Raw genomic sequence first — 19,760 nt, 5'->3', positions numbered from 1 at the left:
ACCCCTAAGATAAGGACTCGCGAGCCGCCTGCCAACGCCGTAACCTCACAGCGTGACATATGACCTGCTCATCGTCGGCGGCGGGATCAACGGGTGCGCGATCGCCCGCGAAGCCTCGCTGCTCGGGCTCAAGGTGCTGCTCGTCGAGAAGGACGATCTCGCCAGCCATACCAGCTCGGCCTCGACCAAGCTGATCCATGGTGGGCTGCGCTATCTCGAGACCTACGAGTTCCGCCTGGTCCGCGAAGCGCTGCACGAGCGCGAGCGGCTGCTGGAGGCCGCACCGCACCTGATCCGCCCGCTCACCTTCGTGCTGCCCCATGCCCATGCGCTGCGGCCGTGGTGGATGGTCCGGCTCGGCCTCTACCTCTACGACGCGCTGGCGATAGGCAGCAATTCCACCCTGCCCCGCTCCCGCGACCTGACTGCCCGGGACCAGGCCTTCACCGCCCCCCTGGCCGGCACCCACAGGGGCTTCGTCTATTCGGACTGCCGCGTCGACGACGCCCGCCTCACCCTCGCCAACGCCGTGGACGCCGCGGCCCATGGCGCCGAGATCGCGACGCGCACCGAGCTGCTGGGCGCCCGGCGAGAGGGCGAAATCTGGCATGCCGAGCTCTCAGACGGCCGCACCGTCGAGGCGCGCGGCCTGGTCAACGCCGCCGGACCGTGGGTGCGAAACCTGCTCGACGCGCTGGCTATTGCTAATCATTCTCAGATCAGGCTGGTCAAGGGCAGCCACATCGTCGTCCCGAAATTGTTCGACGGCGACCATGCCTATATCCTCCAGCAGCCCGACGGCCGGATCGTGTTCGCCATCCCCTATGAGGGCGGCTTCACCGAGATCGGCACCACCGACATTCAGGTCGAACGCCCCGAGGATGCCGTGTGCAGCGAGGAGGAGAAGACCTATCTCTGCGCGGCGGTGAACCGCTATTTCGCCCGGCAGGTCACCCCCGCTGACATCGTCTGGAGCTGGTCCGGCGTCCGCCCCCTGCACGATGACGGCGCCGCCAAGGCTCAGGCGGTGACCCGCGACTATGTGCTCGAGCTCGACGACAAGGGCCCACCCCTGCTCTCGATCTTCGGCGGCAAGATCACCACCGCCCGTGCGCTGGCCGAGGAAGCGCTGGCGAAGATCGGCCCGGCACTCGGCGGCGAAGTCGAGCCTGTTACCCGGGCCCGCCCCTTCCCCGGCGGCACGATCGCCGATTTCGACAGGTTCGTGGCGCAGACCAAGGCGCGTTGGCCGTTCCTCGGCGATGCCCGGGCCGAACGCATGGCGCATGCCTATGGCTGCTGCCTGGCGGACATGCTGCGCGACGTGACCGATCTCGGCGAGGACCTGGGCGCGGGCCTCACCGCCACCGAGATACGCTGGATGCGCGACCATGAATGGGCGCGCACCGCCGAGGACGTGCTGTGGCGGCGGAGCAAGCTCGGGCTGCACGCCGGTCCTGAACTGGCCTCCAAGGTCGAAATGGTGCTGAAAGGCCCTTAAGCCCTTCTTAAACCGTCCAAGGCAGGGTGCGCGCCGGGGCGGAGAGAGAATGGCAACGAAGTTCTCCCAGTATCGGGCCGTAACACCTGCGCTCGTAGAGCAGCGGGCCGCTACGCGTCATCGCATTCTGGTCACCCGCGCCACCCTCACCAAGCGCGGCAACAAGCCGGTCGAGGCAATGCTGCACGACCTGTCGGTCTATGGCTGCCGCCTCGCCTGCGAAGCCCCGCACGGAACAGGCGACAAGGTGTGGCTCAACCTGCCCGACGGCGCCCCGGTGCCCGCCACGGTGGTGTGGAACGACGGCACGCATATCGGCTGCCGCTTCGACGAGCCGATCGAGCGCAGTCTGGTGCGCCAGCTGACCTTGGTGATCCGCTAGCCGTTTCACGGCAGGGCGAGGCCGGAGATGCTCGAGAGTCCCCAGAATGGCGGATTTCGGCTCATCTTCGTCGCTGGCGATGTACATATCCGGCGACGACGCGACCTACAATTTCTCTATGTTTACAGCATTTTAGAGATACAAGCGTGCACCGGAGGCCGGTTGAACGATTGCATCTCGCGCAACCGTGATACCGATACCAACATGCATCCGTAATGGATCGTTTACCCCGCCTACCTAGCGCCCGACGCAAAGAACAAGGGTCGGGAAATTCCTCTAAAGCTCTCACATGCCTTGCGCACGATATGCGCGCGCTTGGTGCGCGACAGTCGTGGCACTGTCGCGGTGATCGGCGCGCTGTCGCTGGTGGCGGTGATCGGCAGTGCAGCGTTCGCGGTGGATCTCAACCGGGGCTATGACCAGCGCATCGCCAATCAGCGCGCGGCGGACATGGGCGCGCTCGCCGCCGCTCTGGCCTACAAGGCAGCGAACAGTGAAATGGTTCTCGCCCCCACCGCGCAGGACGTGGTGCTGGTCAACGGCATCGCCGACGCCACCGTCACCGCGACACTGGTCAACGATGTCCCGACCGCCGGCACCAAGGCCGTGAAGGTCACCGTCACCACCCGGATGCCCTTTGCCCTGGGCACGGCGATGGGCTTCCACGGTGCCTTTGATGTCGGCGCGACCGCCTATGCCTCGCTCAACTCGGCCGCGCAGATCGGCACCCCCTGCATTCTCTCGCTCGCCTCGAGCGGCACCGGGATCTCGACAAGCGGCGGCGCTACGATCAACACGCCCGATTGCGTGGTCGCGGCCGTGTCTACGGTCGAGAATGGCGGCACCGGCATCACCGCGAAGAACATCATCGCCGGCACCGGATCGGTCATCAACAATTACGGCACGCTGTCAGCCGACCTGATCCGTTACGGCAACAGCTTCACCAATCCCTCGTGGAACACCAACGTCCCCTCGTCCGACAAGATCATCAAGGGTACCACCGACATCACCGATCCGCTGGCCGACAATGTCGACCTGGCCAATGCCCGCGCGCTGATCGGCAGTTTCGTCGCGCCGCGCACCCTTGCCAATCCGGTGACGCCGGCCGGCGCCGAATGGACGATCGGCTGGACGCCCTCGGCCAATGTCGCCAGCTATCGCAGCGGCACCAGCGCGAACTACACGATCCCGGCGGGCAACTACACGATCGGCAAGCTGACCATCGATGGCGGCCTCAACGTCCGCTTCGCCAGCGGATCGAACATTACCGTGGCCAATGGCGTCTCGATCGGCGGCGGCTCCACGGTCGTGTTCGGCGACGTTAACCTCAAGGTAAATGGCGGCTTCGCCAGCGGATCGAGCGGTGTCACCCTGGGCAATGGCACGATCGAGATCGGCAGCGGTTCGATCAGCTTCAACGGCACCAACAGCATCGGCAATGGCGCGGTGACGATCAACAGCACGGTGAACCTGGGCGGTGGCTCGTCGCTCAGCATGGGCACCGGCAACCACGCCTTCCAGAGCGTGGCGCTGAGCGGCGGCGGCTGGATGAAACTGGGCGATGGCGACCTGGACGTCGGCGCCGGTATCACGGTGGGCGGCGGATCGACGCTCGCGGCCGGCAAGGGCGACTACCGGCTGGGCAAGGCCAGTTCGGGCGACGCGGTCAACCTGTCGGGCAGCGCGGTGATGCTCATGGGCGACGGCGCGTTCAGCGCCAATGGCAACATCACCACCTCGGGCGGCAGCCGGCTGGTGTTCGGCAAGACCACCAACCACCTGATCAACGGCAACATGACCATCGCCGGATCGGTGCTGTTCGGCACCAGCCGCTACACGATCGCCGGCAACTTCACCAACGGCACCGGCGGCACCACCTGGCCCTATACCTCGTCGGTGACCGGCCTCACCTATGGCAACACGCTCGAGGGCGTGAGCGTTTCCGGCTACGACATGGCCGGGATCAATGTGTCCTTCATCCTCTCCGGCACGCTCAATCTCGGCGGCGGCGCCAAGACCAAGCTGATCGCGGCGACCACCGGCACCACCGGCGGCGCGATCGCCGACCTGCTGATCGACAGCCTGACCAGCAGCGCGACAAGCTGGGGCGCCGGCGCGCAGAATGTGTTCGTCGGCGCGGTCCACCTGCCCAATTCGGATGTGACGATGAGCGGCGGCAGCACCACGCTGTCGTCCGGTCAGTGCTTCATGCTGATCGCCAATCGCATCGCGGCGACCGGCGGCGCGGCGACGGGCTCAGCCTGCACCAGCATCACCGGCGGCGGCAGCTCGGGCAACGGCACCGGCTCGATCGGGCTGGTCCAATGATCCGCCGCCTGCTCCGGGAGCGCCGCGCCGCCGCGACCATCGAGTTTGCGCTGCTCGCCACCTTCTTCCTCGGCGTGATGCTCGTTGCACTCGATATCGGCACCTACCTCATCCAACGCAGCTCGCTCCGCCAGGCCGTGTCCGCCGCGGCGACATCGAGCTTCGCCCAGCGCGACACGGTGAGCTATGCGGCGATCCCCGACTATGTCCGCCGCGCCGCCCGTGCCCCCGCCACGGCGCTGGTCACCACCACCTGCAACGGCAGCGCGGTCTGTAACAACAGCGCGCGCAGCTGCGCCTGCCTGAGCCGCACCGCAACCTATGTGCCGGTCGCGAGCTGCGGCGTGCCCTGTTCCGGCTCGGGCATGGCTGCCGGTGCCACCTCCGGCTATTATCTCAAGATCTCCGCCTCCTATGCCTACCAGCCGCTGGTACTGCCCCGCGGATTGCTGACCGCCTCCAGCATTTCCGAAACCGCCACTGTGCGGCTGCAATGAACCCCGTCCGCCGCCTCCTCCGTGCCACCAGGGGCGCCAGCGCCGTCGAGTTCGCGCTGCTTGCCCCGGTGTTCCTCACACTGTTGTTCGGCATCATCGAGGGCAGCCGCATGCTGTGGCTCCGGCAGACGCTGGGCGAGGTCGCCTTCAGCACGGTGCGCTGCATGTCGGTCAGCAGCACCTGCGCCACGCTCCAGCAGCAGCAAAGCTACGCACTCACCCGCGCCTCGCAATATGGCGTGGCGATCACGGCGACCAACCTGGCGATCAAGGCCAATATCACCTGCGAGGGCAATGCCGCTTCCAACCAGGTCTCGATCACCGCGCCCTTCCGTTCGCCCATTGCCGGGCTGATCTCCGCAATCCCCGCCGAGATCACCGCCAAGGCCTGCTTCCCCAAGCTCGGCTGAGCCCTCAGAAGCCGATCGCCTTCGCCCGGGTGAAGCGCTTCGCCTCCGCCACCGTCAGCAGCTTGCGGTCGGTGCCCGCCGGCGCCGCACCGGGACCCCGGGTCCCGAATTCCCAGAGCCGCGCTTCGGGCGGAGTCAGCCGGCGCGGCTCGCCGTCCGGTCCCTTGTAGCCCATCCAGGTCCAGCCCTCGCGGCGGATATGACCGTCCATGAAGCAGCGCAGGAACACCGCCTCGCCGGTCAGCGCCATGTTGCCGCCGGCACGCCAGGGGCGGCCGAGCCAGGTCGCACGCTCGGGCACGCCGTTTTCGCGCAGCAGGCTGCAATCCGAGAAGACCAGCCCGAATTCCTGCGCCGCCGGCGTGCTCGGCGCAGCGACATAGCCGAAGCTCTCGGCATTCGGCACATAGCGGGTGACGATCTCGCAGCGCTCGAACCACGCCGCGCCGCCACCGAAGATGAAGTCGACCCCGCCGGTGATCCGCGTGCCGGTGATGAGGCTGCGGGCCTGGACATAGAAGGTGTCCTGATAGCCGAGCAGCGTGCAGCGATCGACGGTGGTGCGGTCCGCCTCGCGGCCGATGGCCAGCGCCACTGCCTGGGCTCCGTTGCCCGAGCCGTCCCGCCGGGCGCCGATATAGTCGAAGCTGTTGATGACGATGAGTTCACGCAGCGTCACGCCGGGTGCGGCGATGGTCAGCGTTGCCGAGCCGCCGGTGCCCCAGGTGCCGCCGCCCGGCTTGGGTGTGCCCGACGCGGTGCCATATTCGATCACCGTGCCCGGCGAGCCCTGGAGGGTAAGGCCGGGCACGCGCACCGTCAGCTTCTCGGTGAACAGGCCCGGCTTGAGCAGGATGCGCCAGGGCCGTCCCGCCTTCTCCGCCTCGGCCAGCGCGGCGCCCAGCGTGCCGGTGGCGGGATCGACCACCGCGTCCCATTGCTCCGCGCCCCGCGCCTGTGCCGCAATCGGCAGCGACAGCGCGCCGGCGAGAAAGGCGCGCCGGCCGGTCATCCCCAGCGATAGTTGAAGCTGATGCTGATCCGCACTTCCTTGCCCGAGCCGGGCGGGACCTCATGGCGCAGCCAGCTTTCCCAGAGCAGCACCGTGCCGGGCTCGGGCACGATCTCGACGAAGCTCTGCAGCTCGTCGGGCGCATTTTCGAGGCGCGGCGGCGCGGCCATCATCATCGCCAGCCGCGGGTCCTCGAGTTTCAGGCCTCGCGAACCCTTGGGCAGCGAGACATAGAGCGTGCCCGAGACGACGCTGTGCGGATGGATGTGTGCGCCATGCCCGCCCTTGCCGTCGAGCACGTTCACCCAGAGGCTGTCGAGCTTGAGCTTCTTGCCGCCGAGATCAAAGGCGCAGGCCTTGGCAAACTTGGCGACATGCTTGTCCAGCAGGCGCTTCAGGTCCGCGAAATTGGGGTCGCGGATCGGCAAATCGTCGAGCGAGGCATAACTGGTATAGCCGCGATAATGGTTCTCGCGGCACCAGCGGCGGCCGGCGCTGTCGTCCTCGGCGAGCTGGAGGCAGGAATCCTCCAGCGCGTCGAGGAGATCGTCGTCACCCAGCGGCTCCTGGTAGAGCGGCGTGGAGAAGAGCGTGCGCAGCGTCATCGCTCCCAACCCGTCACCCCGGCCTTGTGCCGGGGTCCACCAGGAAGCGCGCAATGGACAAGGGGCGTGAGGACAGCAGACGCGGCACCGTGGACCACCCCGGCACAAGGCCGGGGTGACGGAAAGTTGTCAGCTCGGCAGACCTCAGTACGCACGCGCCACCAGGATCCGCTCCACCGCCGGCGCGCCGGTGAAGATGCAGGTGCCGGTGGCCGGCGCCGCGTCGTTGGACACGTTGCGGAAGGTGAGCTTGAGCGCCTTGATCCGCTCGACCACCTTGTCGAGCTCCGCGCCGGTCGGCTTCGACCATTCGACCTCGACCCAGCCCGGGAACTTGCCGGCATTCTCGAAATAGCTTTCGAGGCCCGCGAAGTCCGTCACGTCGCGGACGATATTGGCGTCGGTACGCGCCTTGGCCTGATCAAACAGGGTCTTCTGGATACCCTCCAGCGTGCCGACCACATCGCCGAGGAATGCGTCGCGGGCGACGATCTGCGAGTTGAGCTTGCCGTCTTCCTTGTAGAGATCGGTGCGGACGGTGACCGAGACATTGCCCCCGGCCATGTCGCGCCCGCCGACTTCGACCACGATCGGCGCGCCCTTCTTGATCCAGCCCCAGCGCTTGGTGACGGCCTTGATCGCCTTGAGGTCGAGCAGCGCGCGCACCGGCTCGCCGAATACTAGAAGCTTCCCAAGCTCCTGTTGCACGCCCTGGCAATATTCGATCAGCGCCGCGTCCTCGTCATTGTCGCGCAGCATCGGCACGATCACGACCTGCCACGGCGCCAGGCGCGGCGGCACGCGCATGCCGTCGTCGTCGCCATGCGTCATGATCATGCCGCCGATCATCCGGGTCGACATGCCCCAGCTGATCGTCTGGGCGAGCTCCTGCTGCCCTTCCGAATTCTGGAACTTGATGTCCTGCGCCGAAGAGAAGGTGGTGCCGAGAAAGTGGCTGGTGCCCGCTTGCAGCGCCTTGCCGTCCTGCATCATCGCTTCGATGCTGTAGGTCGAGACGGCGCCCGGGAAGCGCTCATTCTCGGGCTTCTCGCCGGCGATCACCGGCATCGCCGCGCAATCCTCGGCGAAGCTGCGATAGATTTCGAGGCCCTTGAGCGTCTCCGCCCGCGCCTGCTCGGCGGTGGCATAGGCGGCATGCGCCTCCTGCCAGAGGAACTCGCTGGTGCGCAGGAACATGCGGGTGCGCATCTCCCAGCGGACGACGTTCGCCCATTGGTTGATCTGCACCGGCAGGTCGCGCCACGACTGGACCCAGCGGCTGAACGCGGCGCCGATCACCGTCTCCGAGGTGGGACGCACGATCAGCGGCTCTTCGAGCTTCGCCGTGGGATCGGGCATCAGCCCACCCTTGCCGTCCGCGATCAGCCGGTGATGGGTGACCACCGCCATTTCCTTGGCGAAGCCCTCGACGTGATCGGCTTCCTTCTCGAAATAGGAGAGCGGGATGAACACCGGGAAATAGGTGTTGTCATAGCCAACGCCCTTGATGCGGTCGTCGAGCAGACGCTGGATCCGCTCCCAGATGCCATAGCCCCACGGCCGGATGACCATGCACCCGCGCACGCCGCTCTCCTCGGCCATGTCGGCCTCGGTGATGACGGTCTGATACCATTCGGCGAAATTGGCTTCGCGGGTGACGTTGAGCGCATGCTTTATCATGGCGGTGCCTGTAATTCCCTGCCCGGCCCGCCGCAAGCGAGCCGATATTCGCGGCGTTGATTGCGAGATTCATTGAATCTCTTGAATCACCCGTACGTGCGCGGGGCACCGTCGGGACCAGCATCGTGGTGACAAATCAAATCCTACATTGCCAGCGCCATCCGCACCGGCACCCGGCTTGATTCCACCGGCCCGGCTCGCTCTACTGCCCGCCAGGGGGAATCGGGGCATGGAACAGCGGGATGTGGCGGGGCGCGAATTCTCGCGCTCGGGGCTTGTCGTCGGGATCGTCGTGCTGCTGCTGGCGGCGGTGGGTCTCGGCGCCGCGCTGTGGTTCGGCGCGAAGCTGCAGCAGCAGGCGCAATCGCCCGAGGGCATCGCCCAGTCGATCCTGAAGGACCGCAAGGGCGCCCCTTTCTTCGAGGCGCTGCGCGACAATTATCCCAAGGAGTTCGCCGACTATACCGCGCTGCTTTCCCGCCGCGTCCGCGAGGGCGCGACGCGCGAGCAGATCCGGGCCGAGAGCTTCACCTGGATGCAGGCGACCACCCAGCGCCATCTCGACGAATTCGTGCAAGCGCCGCACGGCGACCTCAACCTCTATCGCCAGATGGAGATCCAGCTGGTCGAGACGATGCAGCAGGAGGATGTCCGGCTGTGCGGCCAATATGCGATGGGGACGCTGCGCCCCGGCACGCGCTACCCGCCCGAGACCGCCGAGCGGCTGATCGAAGTCGCGGCGTCGTGGATCACCGCCTCGGCCGGCGGGCGCGACCATCCCGCCGATCGCAAGATCCCGAAGGGCGACATATCCGAAGCGGATGCCGTCGCGCTGGTGACGAACATGCGGCACGCGGGGATGAACCAGACCGACCTGGAGGTCTGGACCGATCCCGCGCGGATGGCGCGGGCACGGCCGGAGCAGCAATGCGCGATCGGCCTGTACCTGCTGAAAGGCATCGTCGAGATGCCCCACGCCCCGGCCGACCGGGTTACCGGCTGGCTCGCCTCGCAGAAACTGCCCTGAACGCGCCCGGCAACATTGCCCCCGCGCGCGACTTTCCCTAGCGCCGGGGAATGGCGGGCGATCACATCCTCAAGGGCATCTTGCTGCGATTGTTCGCGGTTGCCTGCCTCGCCACCATGTCCGCGCTGATCAAGCTGGCCGAGGCGCGCGGCGCGGGGCTGGTCGAGACGATGTTCCACCGCCAGCTCTGGGCAGTGCCGCTGGTGACCGCCTGGATCGCCGCGGGCCCCGGCCTGGCATCGATCCGCACCGAGCGCTTCGGCGCGCATGTCTCGCGTACCGCGGTGGGGCTGACCGGCATGATCTTCACCTTCGGCGCGGTGCTGCTGCTGCCGCTGGCCGAGGCGGTGACCTTCCAGTTCACCGTGCCGATCTTCGCGACGATCCTGGGCGCGCTGCTGCTCAAGGAGCCGACCGGCTGGCATCGCTGGGGCGCGGTCGTGGTCGGCTTTGTCGGCGTGCTGATCGTAACCCAGCCGTGGAGCGCGCACGTCCCGCTGTTCGGCGCGACCGTCGGCCTGCTCGCCGCGCTGTTCGTGGCGATCGTCGCGATCCTGCTGCGGCAGATCGGCAAGACCGAGCCGACGGGGACGACGGTGTTCTGGTTCTCCGTCCTGTCGGTGCCGGTGCTGGCGATCCCCTATGCCTTCCAGGTCAAGCCGCACGATCCGATGACCTGGGCAATCCTGGTGGGCATCGGGCTGATCGGCGGGGTCGGCCAGCTCGCCCTGACCGGATCGGTGAAGCACGCCCCGGTCAGCGCGGTGGTGCCGATGGACTATTCGAGCCTGATCTGGGGCACACTCTATGGCTGGGCGATCTTCGGCATGTGGCCGAGCGGCTGGACCTGGCTCGGTGCCCCGGTGATCATCGCGAGCGGGCTGTACATCGTCTGGCGCGAGCGCAAGCGCGGGGTGGGCCCGGCGGTGACCAGCGCGGAGATGGAGCCGGTTTAGGGAAGGTGGAACGGACCTCGGCCACCCCCAACCCAACCGTCACCCTGAACTTGTTTCAGGGTCCAACTCTCCCCAAGCGATATCGCCGGTGGCGCGTTGGATGCTGAAACAAGTTCAGCATGACGACGAATTTCAGACTTTGCGATAGATGAGCATCAGGTTGTTCGCCGGCATCTCCACCAACCGTGCCAGCGCCAGCCCCTGCGCCGCCGCCGCTTCGCTCACCGCCTCGACGAAGCGCAGCCCGAAGCGCGGGTCCTTGTCCTTGAGCCACAGCTCGAACGCCTCGTTCGACGGCGCGGTCTCCACGCCCTCGCGGCGATAGGGTCCGTAGAGGATCAGCGGCGCCCCCTGCCCCAGCACTTTCCCCGCGCCGGCGAGCAGGCCGAGTGTCGCTTGCCACGGGCTGATATGGACCATGTTGACGCAGAGCAGCGCGTCCGCCGGCGGGAAGTCGCCGGCCGCCGCATCGATCTCCAGCGGCGGCTCGACATTGTGCAGCTCGGCGCACCAGTCCGCGATCGAGGCGAGCGCATCGCCGTCCGGATCGCTCGGCTGCCAGGTCAGGCCGGGGAAGCGCTCCGCGAAGAAGGCACAGTGCTCGCCGGTGCCGCTGGCGATCTCGAGCACCATGCCGCTGGCCGGCAGCTCCTCGGCCAGCACCGCGGCGATCGGATCGCGGTTGCGCTCGGTCGCGGGCGCGTGGCGCCTCATGCCGCGCGCGCTTCCTCGAGCAGGCGGCGGGCGCGCAGGAACATCTCGACACGCTGCATGGTCAGCATGCCCAGCGCAAAGGCGATCAGCACGTCGGTCATCGCCATCACGTCGAAATGCACGCCCGGGATGCCGAGCGATTCGGCGTTGCGCGCACCGGTGCGGATCAGCACGAGGACGAGGATGAAGGCCATCGCGGCGATCGAGCCCTTTTGGGAGATCTCGTGCGTCTCCGGGTTCACCGCGATGTGCATCATTCGCCCGCGCTGCCAGCCGAGCGCGGCGCCCGCCAGCAGCGCGGCAAAGGCGGCGACCCAGGTCATCGGCGAGGGCGGCAGGTTCCAGAAGGTCACGCCCGCGATGACGATGTAGAGCGCGGGCACCACCCACAGCCATTCGACCTTGAGCGGGCGCTCGCGAGTGAGCCGCCGCATGCGCAGCGCCAGGACGAGAAGGACGATGGCGATCGGAATCAGGTTGAACAGCGGATTGTGCTGGCCTTGCATGGTTTGCCCCCGGAAACTTGCACGTGACTTATATAAGTAATACAGCTTCTATGCCAGCCGAGTTGCGGTGCAAAGGCAAGAGGATTGCGCATGCGGGATCGCCAGTCCATCAGGGCGTCCGGAGGGTTCATGGACGTCGAACAGGATAGCGCTGGCGTGAAATTCGCGCCGGCGGCCGCTTTCATCGGGACATTGGTGGTGGGCCTCGCGCTCGGCAAGCTGCTGGGCAGCCCCGACCTGCCGCTCAACCATTCGAGCGAGCGCGGGCTGGGCTCATTGGCGACCCTGCTCGGCGTGGGCATCATGCTCTCCGCCGTCGGGCTGTTCCGTGCCGCCGGCACCGATCCCAAGCCGTGGAAGCGCACCACCGCGCTGGTCACCGACGGCGTCTATCGCTGGTCGCGCAACCCGATGTATTTCGGGATGGCGCTGGCCTATGCCGGCGTGGCGATCTGGATGGACAGCCTCGTCACGCTGCTGCTGCTGATCCCGCTGCTGATCGTGATCCAGCGCGAAGTGATCGAGCGCGAGGAGCTGTACCTCTCGGCGAAGTTCGGAGAGCGATATCTGGCCTATAGGGCCGCGGTGCGCCGCTGGATCTAGGCGCCACCTGCTCCCCAACCTCTACGGCCGCCGCGGGAAGTCGCCGCGGATCGCGACGCAGTAGCGCAGCCGCTTTTCCTTGTCGGTCACCGGGGTCGGGATCGCCTTGCGCAGGTCGGGCAGCGCGAAGTTCGTGGAGCCGTTGCCGCCATAGCTGCTGCTGAACAGCGCAAAGAGCGCCTGGTTGCCCTGGATCGGCAGCAGCCGGCCATCGGCCTCGGCCCAGCCTTCCGGGCAGAAATCGAAACCGATCAGCCGGACCTCGCCCACGATCGCGTCGCGCTGGGCATGGGCGGGCAGCGCGAAGCCGATGGCGGCGATGGCGGATGCTAGCAGCACGGTCTTCATGGCATTTCCCCCTTGAAAGCACCGCGCAGCCTGCCTCAGCGCCCGCGCGCGGCGCAATCGGCATTTGGTCGGTTCCGGAGCAGTGCCGCCCTGAACGAAAGCGCCTGCCGGCACGTTGAAGGGATATGATCGACGCCCTCGCCCTGCCCGAGCCCCTGCTCCGCCGTATCGGCGCGGCGGCGAGCGAGATGATGGGCTCGGCGCCCGGAATGGACTTCGATTTCTCGGTACCGGCGGGCGAGCCGGCGCTGGTGCCGGCGGACTCGGTATCGTGGCGGGTGTTCAAGAACCCGGTCACCCTGTTCATCGGCGGCGTTGCGGCGGTAATCCTCGAACTTGCCGAGCCAGGGGTGCGCGACGGCGTGTGGCAGCATTCGAGCTTCCGCACCGATGCGCTCACCCGCCTCAGGCGCACCGGCCTTGCGGCGATGATGACGGTCTATGGTCCGCGCGGCCGGGCCGAGGCGATGATCGCCGGCGTGGTCCGCGCACACGGCCGGGTCGTCGGCACGACCAGCGAGGGCGATTCCTATCGCGCCAATGATCCGGTGCTGCTCGACTGGGTGCAGGCGACCGCCTCCTATGGCTTCATCCGCGCCTATCACTTCCATGTCGAGCGGCTGAGCTACCGCGAACGCGACAGCGCGCTGGCGGAGGGCGCGGCGGTGGCGCGGCTCTATGGTGCGATCGGCGCGCCGAAGAGCGAGGCGAGGATGGCGGCGCTGTTCGCGAAGATGGACGCGCGGCTGGTCCCCTCGCCCATCATCCACGATTTCCTGGCGATCATGGTGAAAGTGCCGGCGCTGCCGCGGGTGGCGCGGCCGTTCCAGAAGATGCTGCTGCGCGCCGCGGTCTCACTGCTGCCCGACGCGCTGGTCGATCGGCTGGGGCTGGAGGACTGGCGACTGCGCGGGTTCGAGCGGAGGCTGGTGCGGGCAGTGGCGCGGATGGCCGAGCGGGTGCCGCTGCTGGACTCCCCGCCGGCGAAAGCGAGCGAGCGGCTGGGATTGCCGGCGGACTGGTTGTGGAAGCGATAGCTCCCCTCCCTGAAAGGGAGGGGTCGGGGGTGGGTGGAGACTTGGCGATACTGCAGCCGAGCGCCCGCTCGATTGCCGTATCGCGTAAATCGACCCACCCCTAGCCCCTCCCTTTCAGGGAGGGGGACCAGAAGGTTCTTACTCCGCAGCCTCGGCCTGGGCCGGAGCCTTCCACGCCAGCACCGGCTTGCGGGCCGCGAGCGTCTCGTCGAGGCGGCGGCGCGGGGCGAAGTGCGGGGCGGTCTTGATCGTCGGGTCGCCATTCTTGGCGCGGGCAGCCACGCTGCGGAACGCGCCGATGAACTGGTCGAGCGTCGCCTTCGACTCGGTCTCGGTCGGCTCCACCAGCATCGCGCCGTGGACGACGAGCGGGAAATACACCGTCATCGGGTGATAGCCCTCGTCGATCAGGCCCTTGGCGATGTCGATCGTCGACAGGCCCTCGGGCAGGCCCTTATCGCTGAAGATCGCCTCGTGCATGCACGGGCCGTACTTGGCGAAGGGTGCGTCGAGCACGTCGGTCATCGAGCGCAGGATGTAGTTGGCGTTGAGCACCGAATCCTCGGCGACCTGGCGCAGGCCATCGGCGCCGTGGCTGAGGATATAGGTCAGCGCGCGCGTGAACATGCCCATCTGGCCGTTGAACGCGGTCATGCGGCCGAAGGTGCCGGCATGATGCTCGCCCGCGGTCTCTTCCTCGACGAGGTGGAACTTGTCGCCCTGCTTCTCGACGAACGGCAGCGGCGCATAGGGCGCCAGTGCCGCCGACAGCACGACCGGGCCCGAGCCCGGGCCGCCGCCGCCATGCGGGGTCGAGAAGGTCTTGTGCAGGTTGATGTGCATCGCATCGACGCCGAGATCGCCCGGGCGGACCCGGCCGACAATCGCGTTGAAGTTGGCGCCGTCGCAATAGACATAGCCGCCCGCCGCATGCACCGCGTCCGAGATCGCCTTCATGTCGCGCTCGAACAGGCCGCAGGTATTGGGGTTGGTGATCATCACGCCGGCGATGTCGGGCCCCAGCCGCGCCTTGAGCGCTTCGAGATCGACACGGCCGTCCTCGGTCGCGGGGATGTCCTCGACCGAGAAGCCGGCGAACGCCGCCGTCGCCGGGTTGGTGCCGTGCGCGCTGGTCGGGACGAGCAGGATCTTGCGGTCCTGCTGGCCCTGCGCGTCGAGCGCCGAGCGGATCGCGAGGATGCCGCAAAGCTCGCCATGCGCCCCGGCCTTGGGGCTCATCGCCACCGCCTGCATGCCGGTGAGCGTGATCAGCCAGTGCGCGAGCTGGTCGATGACCTCCAGCGCACCCTGCACCGTATCGACCGGCGCGAGCGGGTGGATATCGGCGAAGCCCGGCAGGCGTGCCATGCGCTCGTTGAGGCGCGGATTGTGCTTCATCGTGCACGAGCCGAGCGGGAACAGGCCCAGATCGATCGCGTAGTTCTGGCGCGACAGGCGGGTGTAGTGGCGCACCGTCTCGGGCTCGGAAAGGCCCGGCAGGCCGATCTCGCTCGAACGCTCCAGCCCGCCGAGGCGCGAGGGCGCCGCAGGGACTTCGCCGAAATCGACGCCGGTGGTCTCGGACGAGCCGATCTCGAAGATCAGCGCCTCGTCGAGCATCAGCGCACGGTTGCCGGTGAAGGTCGAGAGGTTGCCCGCCTCGCCCGCTTCCGGGGTGGTGGGGCGCCAGCCGGACTGGTTGATCGTGCTCATGCCAGCACCTCCTGGAGTGCGGAGGCAAGCGTCTCGACGTCCTCCGATGTGGTGGTTTCCGTGACCGCGACGATCAGGCCGTTGGCGAGATCATCGGCACCCGGATAGAGGCGGCCGAGCGACACGCCAGCGAGGATTCCCTGGTCGGCAAGCGTGCGGACGACCGGACGAGCCTCCTTCGAGAGCTTCAGCGTGAACTCGTTGAAGAAGGTCGGAGTGACCAGCTCGACGCCCGGCACCTGGGCCAGGCGGTCCGCGGCGGCCGAGGCCGTGGCATGATTGATCGCGGCGAGCTGGCGCAAGCCCTTCTCGCCGAGCAGCGTCATGTGCACCGACATGGCGAGCGCGCACAGCACCGAGCTGGTGCAGATGTTCGAAGTCGCCTTCTCGCGGCGGATATGCTGCTCGCGGGTGCTGAGCGTCAGCACATAGCCGCGCTTGCCCTCGGCATCGACCGTCTCGCCACAGAGGCGACCCGGCATCTGGCGGACCAGCTTTTCCGAGCAGGCGAACAGGCCGACATAGGGCCCGCCGAACTGCAGGCCGACGCCGAGCGACTGGCCCTCGCCCACCACGATGTCCGCACCCATCTCGCCCGGCGCCTTGATCGCGCCCAGCGCCACCGGCTCGGTGACGACGGCGACGAGCAGTGCCTTCTTGGCATGCGCGGCTTCGGCGAGCTTGGAGAGGTCGGCGATGCGGCCGAGGATATCCGGATACTGGACCACGACGCACGAGGTATCGTCGTCGATCCGGGCGATCAGGTCATCGGTGTCCGGAGTCGGGCTCAGCGTGGGGAGCGCCGTGACCAGCTGGTCGCCGGTGAACTTGGCCATGGTCTCGGCAACCGAGACATAATGCGGGTGCAGACCGCCCGAGAGGATCGCCTTGCCCCGCTTGGTGACGCGGCGGGCCATGGTGATGGCTTCCCAGCACGCGGTCGAGCCATCGTACATCGAGGCGTTCGCCACGTCGCAGCCGAGCAGCCGCGCGATCTGCGACTGGAACTCGAACATCATCTGCAGCGTGCCCTGCGCGATTTCCGGCTGATAGGGCGTGTATGCGGTGAGGAACTCGCCGCGCTGGATGATGTGATCGACGCTGGCCGGCACATGGTGGCGATAGGCGCCGGCACCGAGGAAGAAGGGCGCTGCCCCCGCGGCAAGGTTCTTCGCCGCCAGCTTCGTCATGTGGCGTTCGACCGCGAGCTCGCTGGCATGCATCGGCAGGCCGGGGATCGGGCCGTCGAGCACGGCGCTCTCAGGAACATCGACGAAGAGATCGTCGATCGACTTGGCGCCGATGACGCCGAGCATCGCCTCGCGATCGGGCTGGGTAAGGGGAAGGTAGCGCATCAGGGCCTTCTCACTGGGTATTGGCGGGAGCGCCTTCGGACGGGGTCCAGGCGCGGATATCGGAGGGTTCGATGCCGGCGGAACGGTCGGTGCCGCCTGCGCCGGTGCAGCTGTCCTTGGCCACCTGGGCGGTGATCACGACATAGCGTTGCTGGAAGGGCGCGGCCTGGCGGTCAAAGGCTTCGTCGCCCCCGATCCCGATCAGCGGGATGGCCTGCATCTCGTCCAGAGCGGCTCTTGCGGCCTTGAGCGCCTCGGGCGTGGTCTTGTCGCCGGCGCTGCGCTTGAAGGCATCCTTATAGGCATCCCATGCCTGCTTGCTGGCAGTCATGTGGCAGTCATAGCCGGCGCACTCACCGAGATAGCCGGCCAGCCGGACGGGCTTGCCCTTCAACGCCTCGCATTGCGCGATATAGCGATCGACCGTCAGCAGCTGCGGCGCCTGACCGCAGCTGCCGAGCAATGCCGTTGCGGCGCAAAGGGCAAGCGCACGGATCACAGCTTCGAGACGTAGTCCTGATAGGCACTGTCGTTCATCAGGCTGTCGAGCTCGCCGGTGTCGCTGAGCGTCAGCTTGAAGAACCAGCCCTCGCCCTCGGGGTCTTCGTTGACCAGCGCGGGATTGTCGGCGAGCGCTTCATTGCCCTCGATGACGGTGCCCGACACCGGCGCATAGACGTCCGACGCGGCCTTGACCGACTCGACCACGGCAGCGTCGTCACCCTTGGCGACTTCCTTGCCCTCTTCCGGCACTTCGACGAACACGATGTCGCCGAGCTGGCTCTGGGCGTATTCGGTGATGCCTACCGTGGCGGTGTCGCCATCGACGTCGATCCACTCATGATCTTCGGTGAAATAGCGGCTCATCAGGCTCCCTTTCTGACGTACTTGTGGGCGACGAAGGGCATCTTCACGACCTTCGCCGAATGGATCTTGCCACGCTGGGCAAGGGTGATCTTGGTGCCGGGTTCGGCCGATGCGGCGGGCACATAGGCCATGGCGATCGGCTTCTGGAGGGTCGGCGCGAAGCCGCCGCTGGTGACCTTGCCGACTTCGTTGCCGTCGGCATCGAGGACGAGGCCGCCCTCGCGGACCGGCTGGCGTCCCTCGACGATCAGGCCGACGCGCTTGAGGATCGGGCCGTTCTCGCGCTCGAGCATGATGCGCGCGTGGCCGGGGAAGCCGCCTTCCTCGCGACGGCGCTTCTTGAGCGCGAAGCCGAGCTGGGCGGCGACCGGCGTGGTCTCGGTATCGAGGTCATGGCCGTAGAGCGGCAGGTCCGCCTCGAGGCGCAGCGAATCGCGGGCACCGAGGCCGATCGGCTTGACTTCGGGCTGGGCGGTGAGCGCATCGGCCAGCGCGTCGGCAGCCTCCGCGGGCACCGAGATCTCGAAGCCATCCTCGCCGGTATAGCCCGAGCGGCTGATCCACAGGTCGTGACCCTGCCACTGGAAGGCCGCGCCCTGCATGAAGACCAGCGCCGAGACGCCCGGGATCACCCGCTCCAGCGCCACAGCCGCTTCCGGCCCCTGCAGCGCGAGCAGCGCATGGTCTTCCATATGGTTGAGGCCGATCTCGTCGGCCAGGAACTCGCGGAAATGGGCGATGTCGTCCCATTTGCAGGCGCCGTTGACGACCATGTACACTTCGCCGTCCTGGATGCGGGTGAGCATCAGGTCGTCGAGGATGCCGCCATTCTCGGCCATCAGCAGCGAATAGACCGGGTGCGAGAACTTCGCGGCCTGGATATCGGCGGGCATCAGCGCCTCGAGCGCGGCTTCGACGCCTTCGCCGGTGAAGGTCAGCTGGCCCATATGGCTGACGTCGAACAGGCCGGCATGCTCGCGGGTCCAGACATGCTCCGCCATGATGCCTTCATACTGGACGGGCATTTCATAGCCGGCGAACGGGACCATGCGGCCGCCACGGGCGCGGTGCCAGGCATCGAGCGGGAGCTTGAGCAGCTCGGCTTCGCCCTCCCCGCCTTCGGGATCGGCGCTCAGGGTCTGGTCCTGGACTTGCTCGCTCATCTGCACGCTCCGGATTCAAGTAGGGACACGATGCAATGGCGCGGAATCCTCGCGCCGTTCCATCGCCCCCTCTGTCACGGAACCTGAGAGCTTTCGCCAGTCGCCTGGCTTACCCCTTCGGTGGGACGTGGCCGGGCCGCGTCCGCTTTCCAGAGTGTCGTGTACGCGCGGTCCCTTGTGCCTGAGAGATTCCGGGGCGGTTGCTCCTTCGGCGGTGGGTTGCCCCACACTCTCCCGCGCGTGCCTATCGACAGGAGGCAGCCTTGGCCGCCCCCTCGATTCGAGTCAATTGCATTGCTTGCAAAGCGTGGTCGGACGTTGCCGCCCGGGACGCAATCAGCGCGTGACGTTGTACTTGAGCTGGTCCTCGGTCAGCTGGAAGCCGACCAGAGCCTCGAACGTCGCGGACAGAACCGCGCCGCGGATCGAGGGATCGGCGAGCGGGTCCATCGCCGCCGACTGCTCACCGGCCTTGCGCTTCTCGGTCAGGCGCTTGCGGACATCGTCCGGCAGGGTCGCGGCGCTGCGATCGACATAGGTGGTGGCGGTGCCGGTGGTCTGGGCGCGCAGCTGGCCGGGCTCGAAGTGCACGGTAACGCGGTTGATCCGCTTGGCGACCACCGAGCTGCCGCCACGCACGACCGTGACGAAATAGGGGAAGCTGACGTCACGCGCGCCATCGGCGTTCTGGCGGCGAGCCAGCACATCGAAATTGACCGTGGTGACGACCTGGGGGCCGGCGTCGTCGCACTTAGAGGTGACATTGGTCATCACCGCATTGACGTCGATCGCGCTGGCTTCGCGGCTGTTCGCCGGATTGAAGATCGTGATGTCGCCGGTGCCCGCGGGAATCGCGACATGCGGGCAGGCCGAGCGGACCGCCGTGATGCCGGCGCCGCCGCCGGAGGCGTCGATCTCGCCGGTTTTGGCGCAGGCGCCGAGCGCGAGCGGGATCAGGGCGACAACGGCAAGCTTGCGGACCAAGACGGAAACCCTTTCAAACACACGGGACCAGAAGGGGTCCAAAGCGGCGCGCACCATAGGAACCGCGTTGAG

21 protein-coding genes and 2 riboswitches are annotated in these 19,760 nt (G+C 67.3%); of the genes, 9 read left to right on the top strand and 12 right to left on the bottom strand.

Annotation, left to right across the window (positions count from 1 at the left end; all coding sequences use genetic code 11):
- Positions 1-52: 52 nt before the first annotated feature.
- From glpD to AC1RJ5_RS18690, 5 genes are all read left to right on the top strand, one after another.
- A complete protein-coding gene (glpD, locus tag AC1RJ5_RS18710; protein WP_493115025.1) occupies positions 53-1,501 on the top strand; it encodes a glycerol-3-phosphate dehydrogenase in 1,449 nt (482 codons plus the stop codon).
- A gap of 49 nt (positions 1,502-1,550) precedes the next feature.
- Positions 1,551-1,883, top strand: coding sequence for a PilZ domain-containing protein (locus tag AC1RJ5_RS18705; RefSeq protein WP_493115023.1), 333 nt, complete (start codon positions 1,551-1,553; stop codon positions 1,881-1,883).
- A gap of 318 nt (positions 1,884-2,201) precedes the next feature.
- The gene (locus tag AC1RJ5_RS18700) at positions 2,202-4,211 is read left to right on the top strand and encodes a beta strand repeat-containing protein (protein WP_493115021.1); all 2,010 of its coding nucleotides are present in this window, start codon (positions 2,202-2,204) and stop codon (positions 4,209-4,211) included.
- A complete protein-coding gene (locus AC1RJ5_RS18695; RefSeq protein WP_342249309.1) occupies positions 4,208-4,708 on the top strand; it encodes a TadE family protein in 501 nt (166 codons plus the stop codon). The genes AC1RJ5_RS18700 and AC1RJ5_RS18695 overlap by 4 nt, the downstream gene beginning before the upstream one ends.
- The gene (locus AC1RJ5_RS18690; protein ID WP_342249310.1) at positions 4,705-5,118 is read left to right on the top strand and encodes a TadE/TadG family type IV pilus assembly protein; all 414 of its coding nucleotides are present in this window, start codon (positions 4,705-4,707) and stop codon (positions 5,116-5,118) included. The genes AC1RJ5_RS18695 and AC1RJ5_RS18690 overlap by 4 nt, the downstream gene beginning before the upstream one ends.
- Before the next feature lie 4 nt (positions 5,119-5,122).
- Here AC1RJ5_RS18690 and AC1RJ5_RS18685 read toward each other — a convergent pair whose 3' ends face one another.
- The 3 genes from AC1RJ5_RS18685 to AC1RJ5_RS18675 all read right to left on the bottom strand — a co-directional run bounded on the left by AC1RJ5_RS18685 (position 5,123) and on the right by AC1RJ5_RS18675 (position 8,415).
- Complete coding sequence (locus tag AC1RJ5_RS18685) at positions 5,123-6,130, bottom strand: pectinesterase family protein (protein ID WP_342249311.1); 1,008 nt, start codon at positions 6,128-6,130, stop codon at positions 5,123-5,125.
- Positions 6,127-6,735 carry a TIGR02466 family protein gene (locus tag AC1RJ5_RS18680; RefSeq protein WP_269572647.1) on the bottom strand — a complete coding sequence of 203 codons (609 nt, stop codon included), beginning with the start codon at positions 6,733-6,735 and terminating at the stop codon, positions 6,127-6,129. Before AC1RJ5_RS18680 ends, AC1RJ5_RS18685 begins: the two co-directional genes overlap by 4 nt.
- Before the next feature lie 144 nt (positions 6,736-6,879).
- Positions 6,880-8,415, bottom strand: coding sequence for an aminoacyl--tRNA ligase-related protein (locus AC1RJ5_RS18675; RefSeq protein WP_342249312.1), 1,536 nt, complete (start codon positions 8,413-8,415; stop codon positions 6,880-6,882).
- Positions 8,416-8,644: 229 nt separating this feature from the next.
- On the opposite strand from AC1RJ5_RS18675, the gene AC1RJ5_RS18670 reads away from it, so the two are divergent.
- Both AC1RJ5_RS18670 and AC1RJ5_RS18665 read left to right on the top strand, forming a co-directional pair.
- Positions 8,645-9,442 carry a hypothetical protein gene (locus tag AC1RJ5_RS18670; protein ID WP_493115018.1) on the top strand — a complete coding sequence of 266 codons (798 nt, stop codon included), beginning with the start codon at positions 8,645-8,647 and terminating at the stop codon, positions 9,440-9,442.
- 50 nt (positions 9,443-9,492) lie between these two features.
- Entirely contained in the window at positions 9,493-10,398 is a 906-nt protein-coding gene (locus tag AC1RJ5_RS18665) for a DMT family transporter (protein ID WP_269572650.1), read from the top strand.
- Between the two features lie 132 nt (positions 10,399-10,530).
- On the opposite strand, the gene AC1RJ5_RS18660 is transcribed toward AC1RJ5_RS18665, so the two are convergent.
- Together AC1RJ5_RS18660 and AC1RJ5_RS18655 are read right to left on the bottom strand one after the other, a co-directional pair.
- Entirely contained in the window at positions 10,531-11,112 is a 582-nt protein-coding gene (locus AC1RJ5_RS18660) for a DUF938 domain-containing protein (protein WP_493115015.1), read from the bottom strand.
- Positions 11,109-11,618 (bottom strand): CcdC protein domain-containing protein, encoded by a 510-nt coding sequence (locus AC1RJ5_RS18655; RefSeq protein WP_493115014.1) that lies wholly within the window; start codon positions 11,616-11,618, stop codon positions 11,109-11,111. The genes AC1RJ5_RS18660 and AC1RJ5_RS18655 overlap by 4 nt, the downstream gene beginning before the upstream one ends.
- A 129-nt stretch (positions 11,619-11,747) precedes the next feature.
- Here AC1RJ5_RS18655 and AC1RJ5_RS18650 point away from each other — a divergent pair, with 129 nt between their 5' ends.
- Positions 11,748-12,221, top strand: a complete 474-nt coding sequence (locus tag AC1RJ5_RS18650; RefSeq protein WP_269572653.1) for a methyltransferase family protein — start codon at positions 11,748-11,750, stop codon at positions 12,219-12,221.
- Between the two features lie 21 nt (positions 12,222-12,242).
- On the opposite strand, the gene AC1RJ5_RS18645 is transcribed toward AC1RJ5_RS18650, so the two are convergent.
- Positions 12,243-12,569 (bottom strand): phage tail protein, encoded by a 327-nt coding sequence (locus AC1RJ5_RS18645; protein ID WP_342249316.1) that lies wholly within the window; start codon positions 12,567-12,569, stop codon positions 12,243-12,245.
- A 125-nt stretch (positions 12,570-12,694) separates the two neighbouring features.
- On the opposite strand from AC1RJ5_RS18645, the gene AC1RJ5_RS18640 reads away from it, so the two are divergent.
- The gene (locus AC1RJ5_RS18640; protein WP_493115011.1) at positions 12,695-13,606 is read left to right on the top strand and encodes an oxygenase MpaB family protein; all 912 of its coding nucleotides are present in this window, start codon (positions 12,695-12,697) and stop codon (positions 13,604-13,606) included.
- 138 nt (positions 13,607-13,744) lie between these two features.
- On the opposite strand, the gene gcvPB is transcribed toward AC1RJ5_RS18640, so the two are convergent.
- The 6 genes from gcvPB to AC1RJ5_RS18610 form a co-directional block, all read right to left on the bottom strand.
- The gene (gene gcvPB / locus AC1RJ5_RS18635; protein WP_342249318.1) at positions 13,745-15,319 is read right to left on the bottom strand and encodes an aminomethyl-transferring glycine dehydrogenase subunit GcvPB; all 1,575 of its coding nucleotides are present in this window, start codon (positions 15,317-15,319) and stop codon (positions 13,745-13,747) included.
- Positions 15,316-16,674: an aminomethyl-transferring glycine dehydrogenase subunit GcvPA gene (gene gcvPA, locus AC1RJ5_RS18630; protein ID WP_269572657.1), complete on the bottom strand. Its 1,359-nt coding sequence runs from the start codon at positions 16,672-16,674 to the stop codon at positions 15,316-15,318. Before gcvPA ends, gcvPB begins: the two co-directional genes overlap by 4 nt.
- 10 nt (positions 16,675-16,684) lie before the next feature.
- Positions 16,685-17,173: a hypothetical protein gene (locus AC1RJ5_RS18625; RefSeq protein WP_493115009.1), complete on the bottom strand. Its 489-nt coding sequence runs from the start codon at positions 17,171-17,173 to the stop codon at positions 16,685-16,687.
- The gene (gene gcvH, locus AC1RJ5_RS18620) at positions 17,170-17,541 is read right to left on the bottom strand and encodes a glycine cleavage system protein GcvH (RefSeq protein ID WP_269572659.1); all 372 of its coding nucleotides are present in this window, start codon (positions 17,539-17,541) and stop codon (positions 17,170-17,172) included. The genes AC1RJ5_RS18625 and gcvH overlap by 4 nt, the downstream gene beginning before the upstream one ends.
- Positions 17,541-18,704 (bottom strand): glycine cleavage system aminomethyltransferase GcvT, encoded by a 1,164-nt coding sequence (gene gcvT / locus AC1RJ5_RS18615; protein ID WP_493115007.1) that lies wholly within the window; start codon positions 18,702-18,704, stop codon positions 17,541-17,543. The genes gcvH and gcvT overlap by 1 nt, the downstream gene beginning before the upstream one ends.
- A gap of 67 nt (positions 18,705-18,771) precedes the next feature.
- Positions 18,772-18,861, bottom strand: a riboswitch (glycine riboswitch).
- 1 nt (position 18,862) lies between these two features.
- Positions 18,863-18,951, bottom strand: a riboswitch (glycine riboswitch).
- 89 nt (positions 18,952-19,040) lie between these two features.
- The gene (locus AC1RJ5_RS18610) at positions 19,041-19,688 is read right to left on the bottom strand and encodes a hypothetical protein (RefSeq protein WP_184168961.1); all 648 of its coding nucleotides are present in this window, start codon (positions 19,686-19,688) and stop codon (positions 19,041-19,043) included.
- Between the last annotated feature and the right edge of the window lie 72 nt (positions 19,689-19,760).

The sequence above is a fragment of the Sphingomonas sp. GW822-FHT03G08 genome (genome assembly GCF_058801135.1).
Note: the sequence above shows the minus strand (reverse complement) of the source record. Positions and strands in the feature narration are given on the sequence as shown.

Coding starts and splice junctions, on each gene's coding strand:
- AC1RJ5_RS18695 (WP_342249309.1), top strand. CDS start 4,208: ATGATCCGCCGCCTGCTCCGGGAGCGCCGCGCCGCCGCGACCATCGAG.
- AC1RJ5_RS18655 (WP_493115014.1), bottom strand. CDS start 11,618: ATGCAAGGCCAGCACAATCCGCTGTTCAACCTGATTCCGATCGCCATC.
- gcvPA (WP_269572657.1), bottom strand. CDS start 16,674: ATGCGCTACCTTCCCCTTACCCAGCCCGATCGCGAGGCGATGCTCGGC.
- AC1RJ5_RS18705 (WP_493115023.1), top strand. CDS start 1,551: ATGGCAACGAAGTTCTCCCAGTATCGGGCCGTAACACCTGCGCTCGTA.
- gcvH (WP_269572659.1), bottom strand. CDS start 17,541: ATGAGCCGCTATTTCACCGAAGATCATGAGTGGATCGACGTCGATGGC.
- AC1RJ5_RS18690 (WP_342249310.1), top strand. CDS start 4,705: ATGAACCCCGTCCGCCGCCTCCTCCGTGCCACCAGGGGCGCCAGCGCC.
- gcvT (WP_493115007.1), bottom strand. CDS start 18,704: ATGAGCGAGCAAGTCCAGGACCAGACCCTGAGCGCCGATCCCGAAGGC.
- AC1RJ5_RS18685 (WP_342249311.1), bottom strand. CDS start 6,130: ATGACCGGCCGGCGCGCCTTTCTCGCCGGCGCGCTGTCGCTGCCGATT.
- AC1RJ5_RS18665 (WP_269572650.1), top strand. CDS start 9,493: ATGGCGGGCGATCACATCCTCAAGGGCATCTTGCTGCGATTGTTCGCG.
- AC1RJ5_RS18675 (WP_342249312.1), bottom strand. CDS start 8,415: ATGATAAAGCATGCGCTCAACGTCACCCGCGAAGCCAATTTCGCCGAA.
- AC1RJ5_RS18650 (WP_269572653.1), top strand. CDS start 11,748: ATGGACGTCGAACAGGATAGCGCTGGCGTGAAATTCGCGCCGGCGGCC.
- gcvPB (WP_342249318.1), bottom strand. CDS start 15,319: ATGAGCACGATCAACCAGTCCGGCTGGCGCCCCACCACCCCGGAAGCG.
- AC1RJ5_RS18680 (WP_269572647.1), bottom strand. CDS start 6,735: ATGACGCTGCGCACGCTCTTCTCCACGCCGCTCTACCAGGAGCCGCTG.
- AC1RJ5_RS18660 (WP_493115015.1), bottom strand. CDS start 11,112: ATGAGGCGCCACGCGCCCGCGACCGAGCGCAACCGCGATCCGATCGCC.
- AC1RJ5_RS18645 (WP_342249316.1), bottom strand. CDS start 12,569: ATGAAGACCGTGCTGCTAGCATCCGCCATCGCCGCCATCGGCTTCGCG.
- AC1RJ5_RS18670 (WP_493115018.1), top strand. CDS start 8,645: ATGGAACAGCGGGATGTGGCGGGGCGCGAATTCTCGCGCTCGGGGCTT.
- AC1RJ5_RS18640 (WP_493115011.1), top strand. CDS start 12,695: ATGATCGACGCCCTCGCCCTGCCCGAGCCCCTGCTCCGCCGTATCGGC.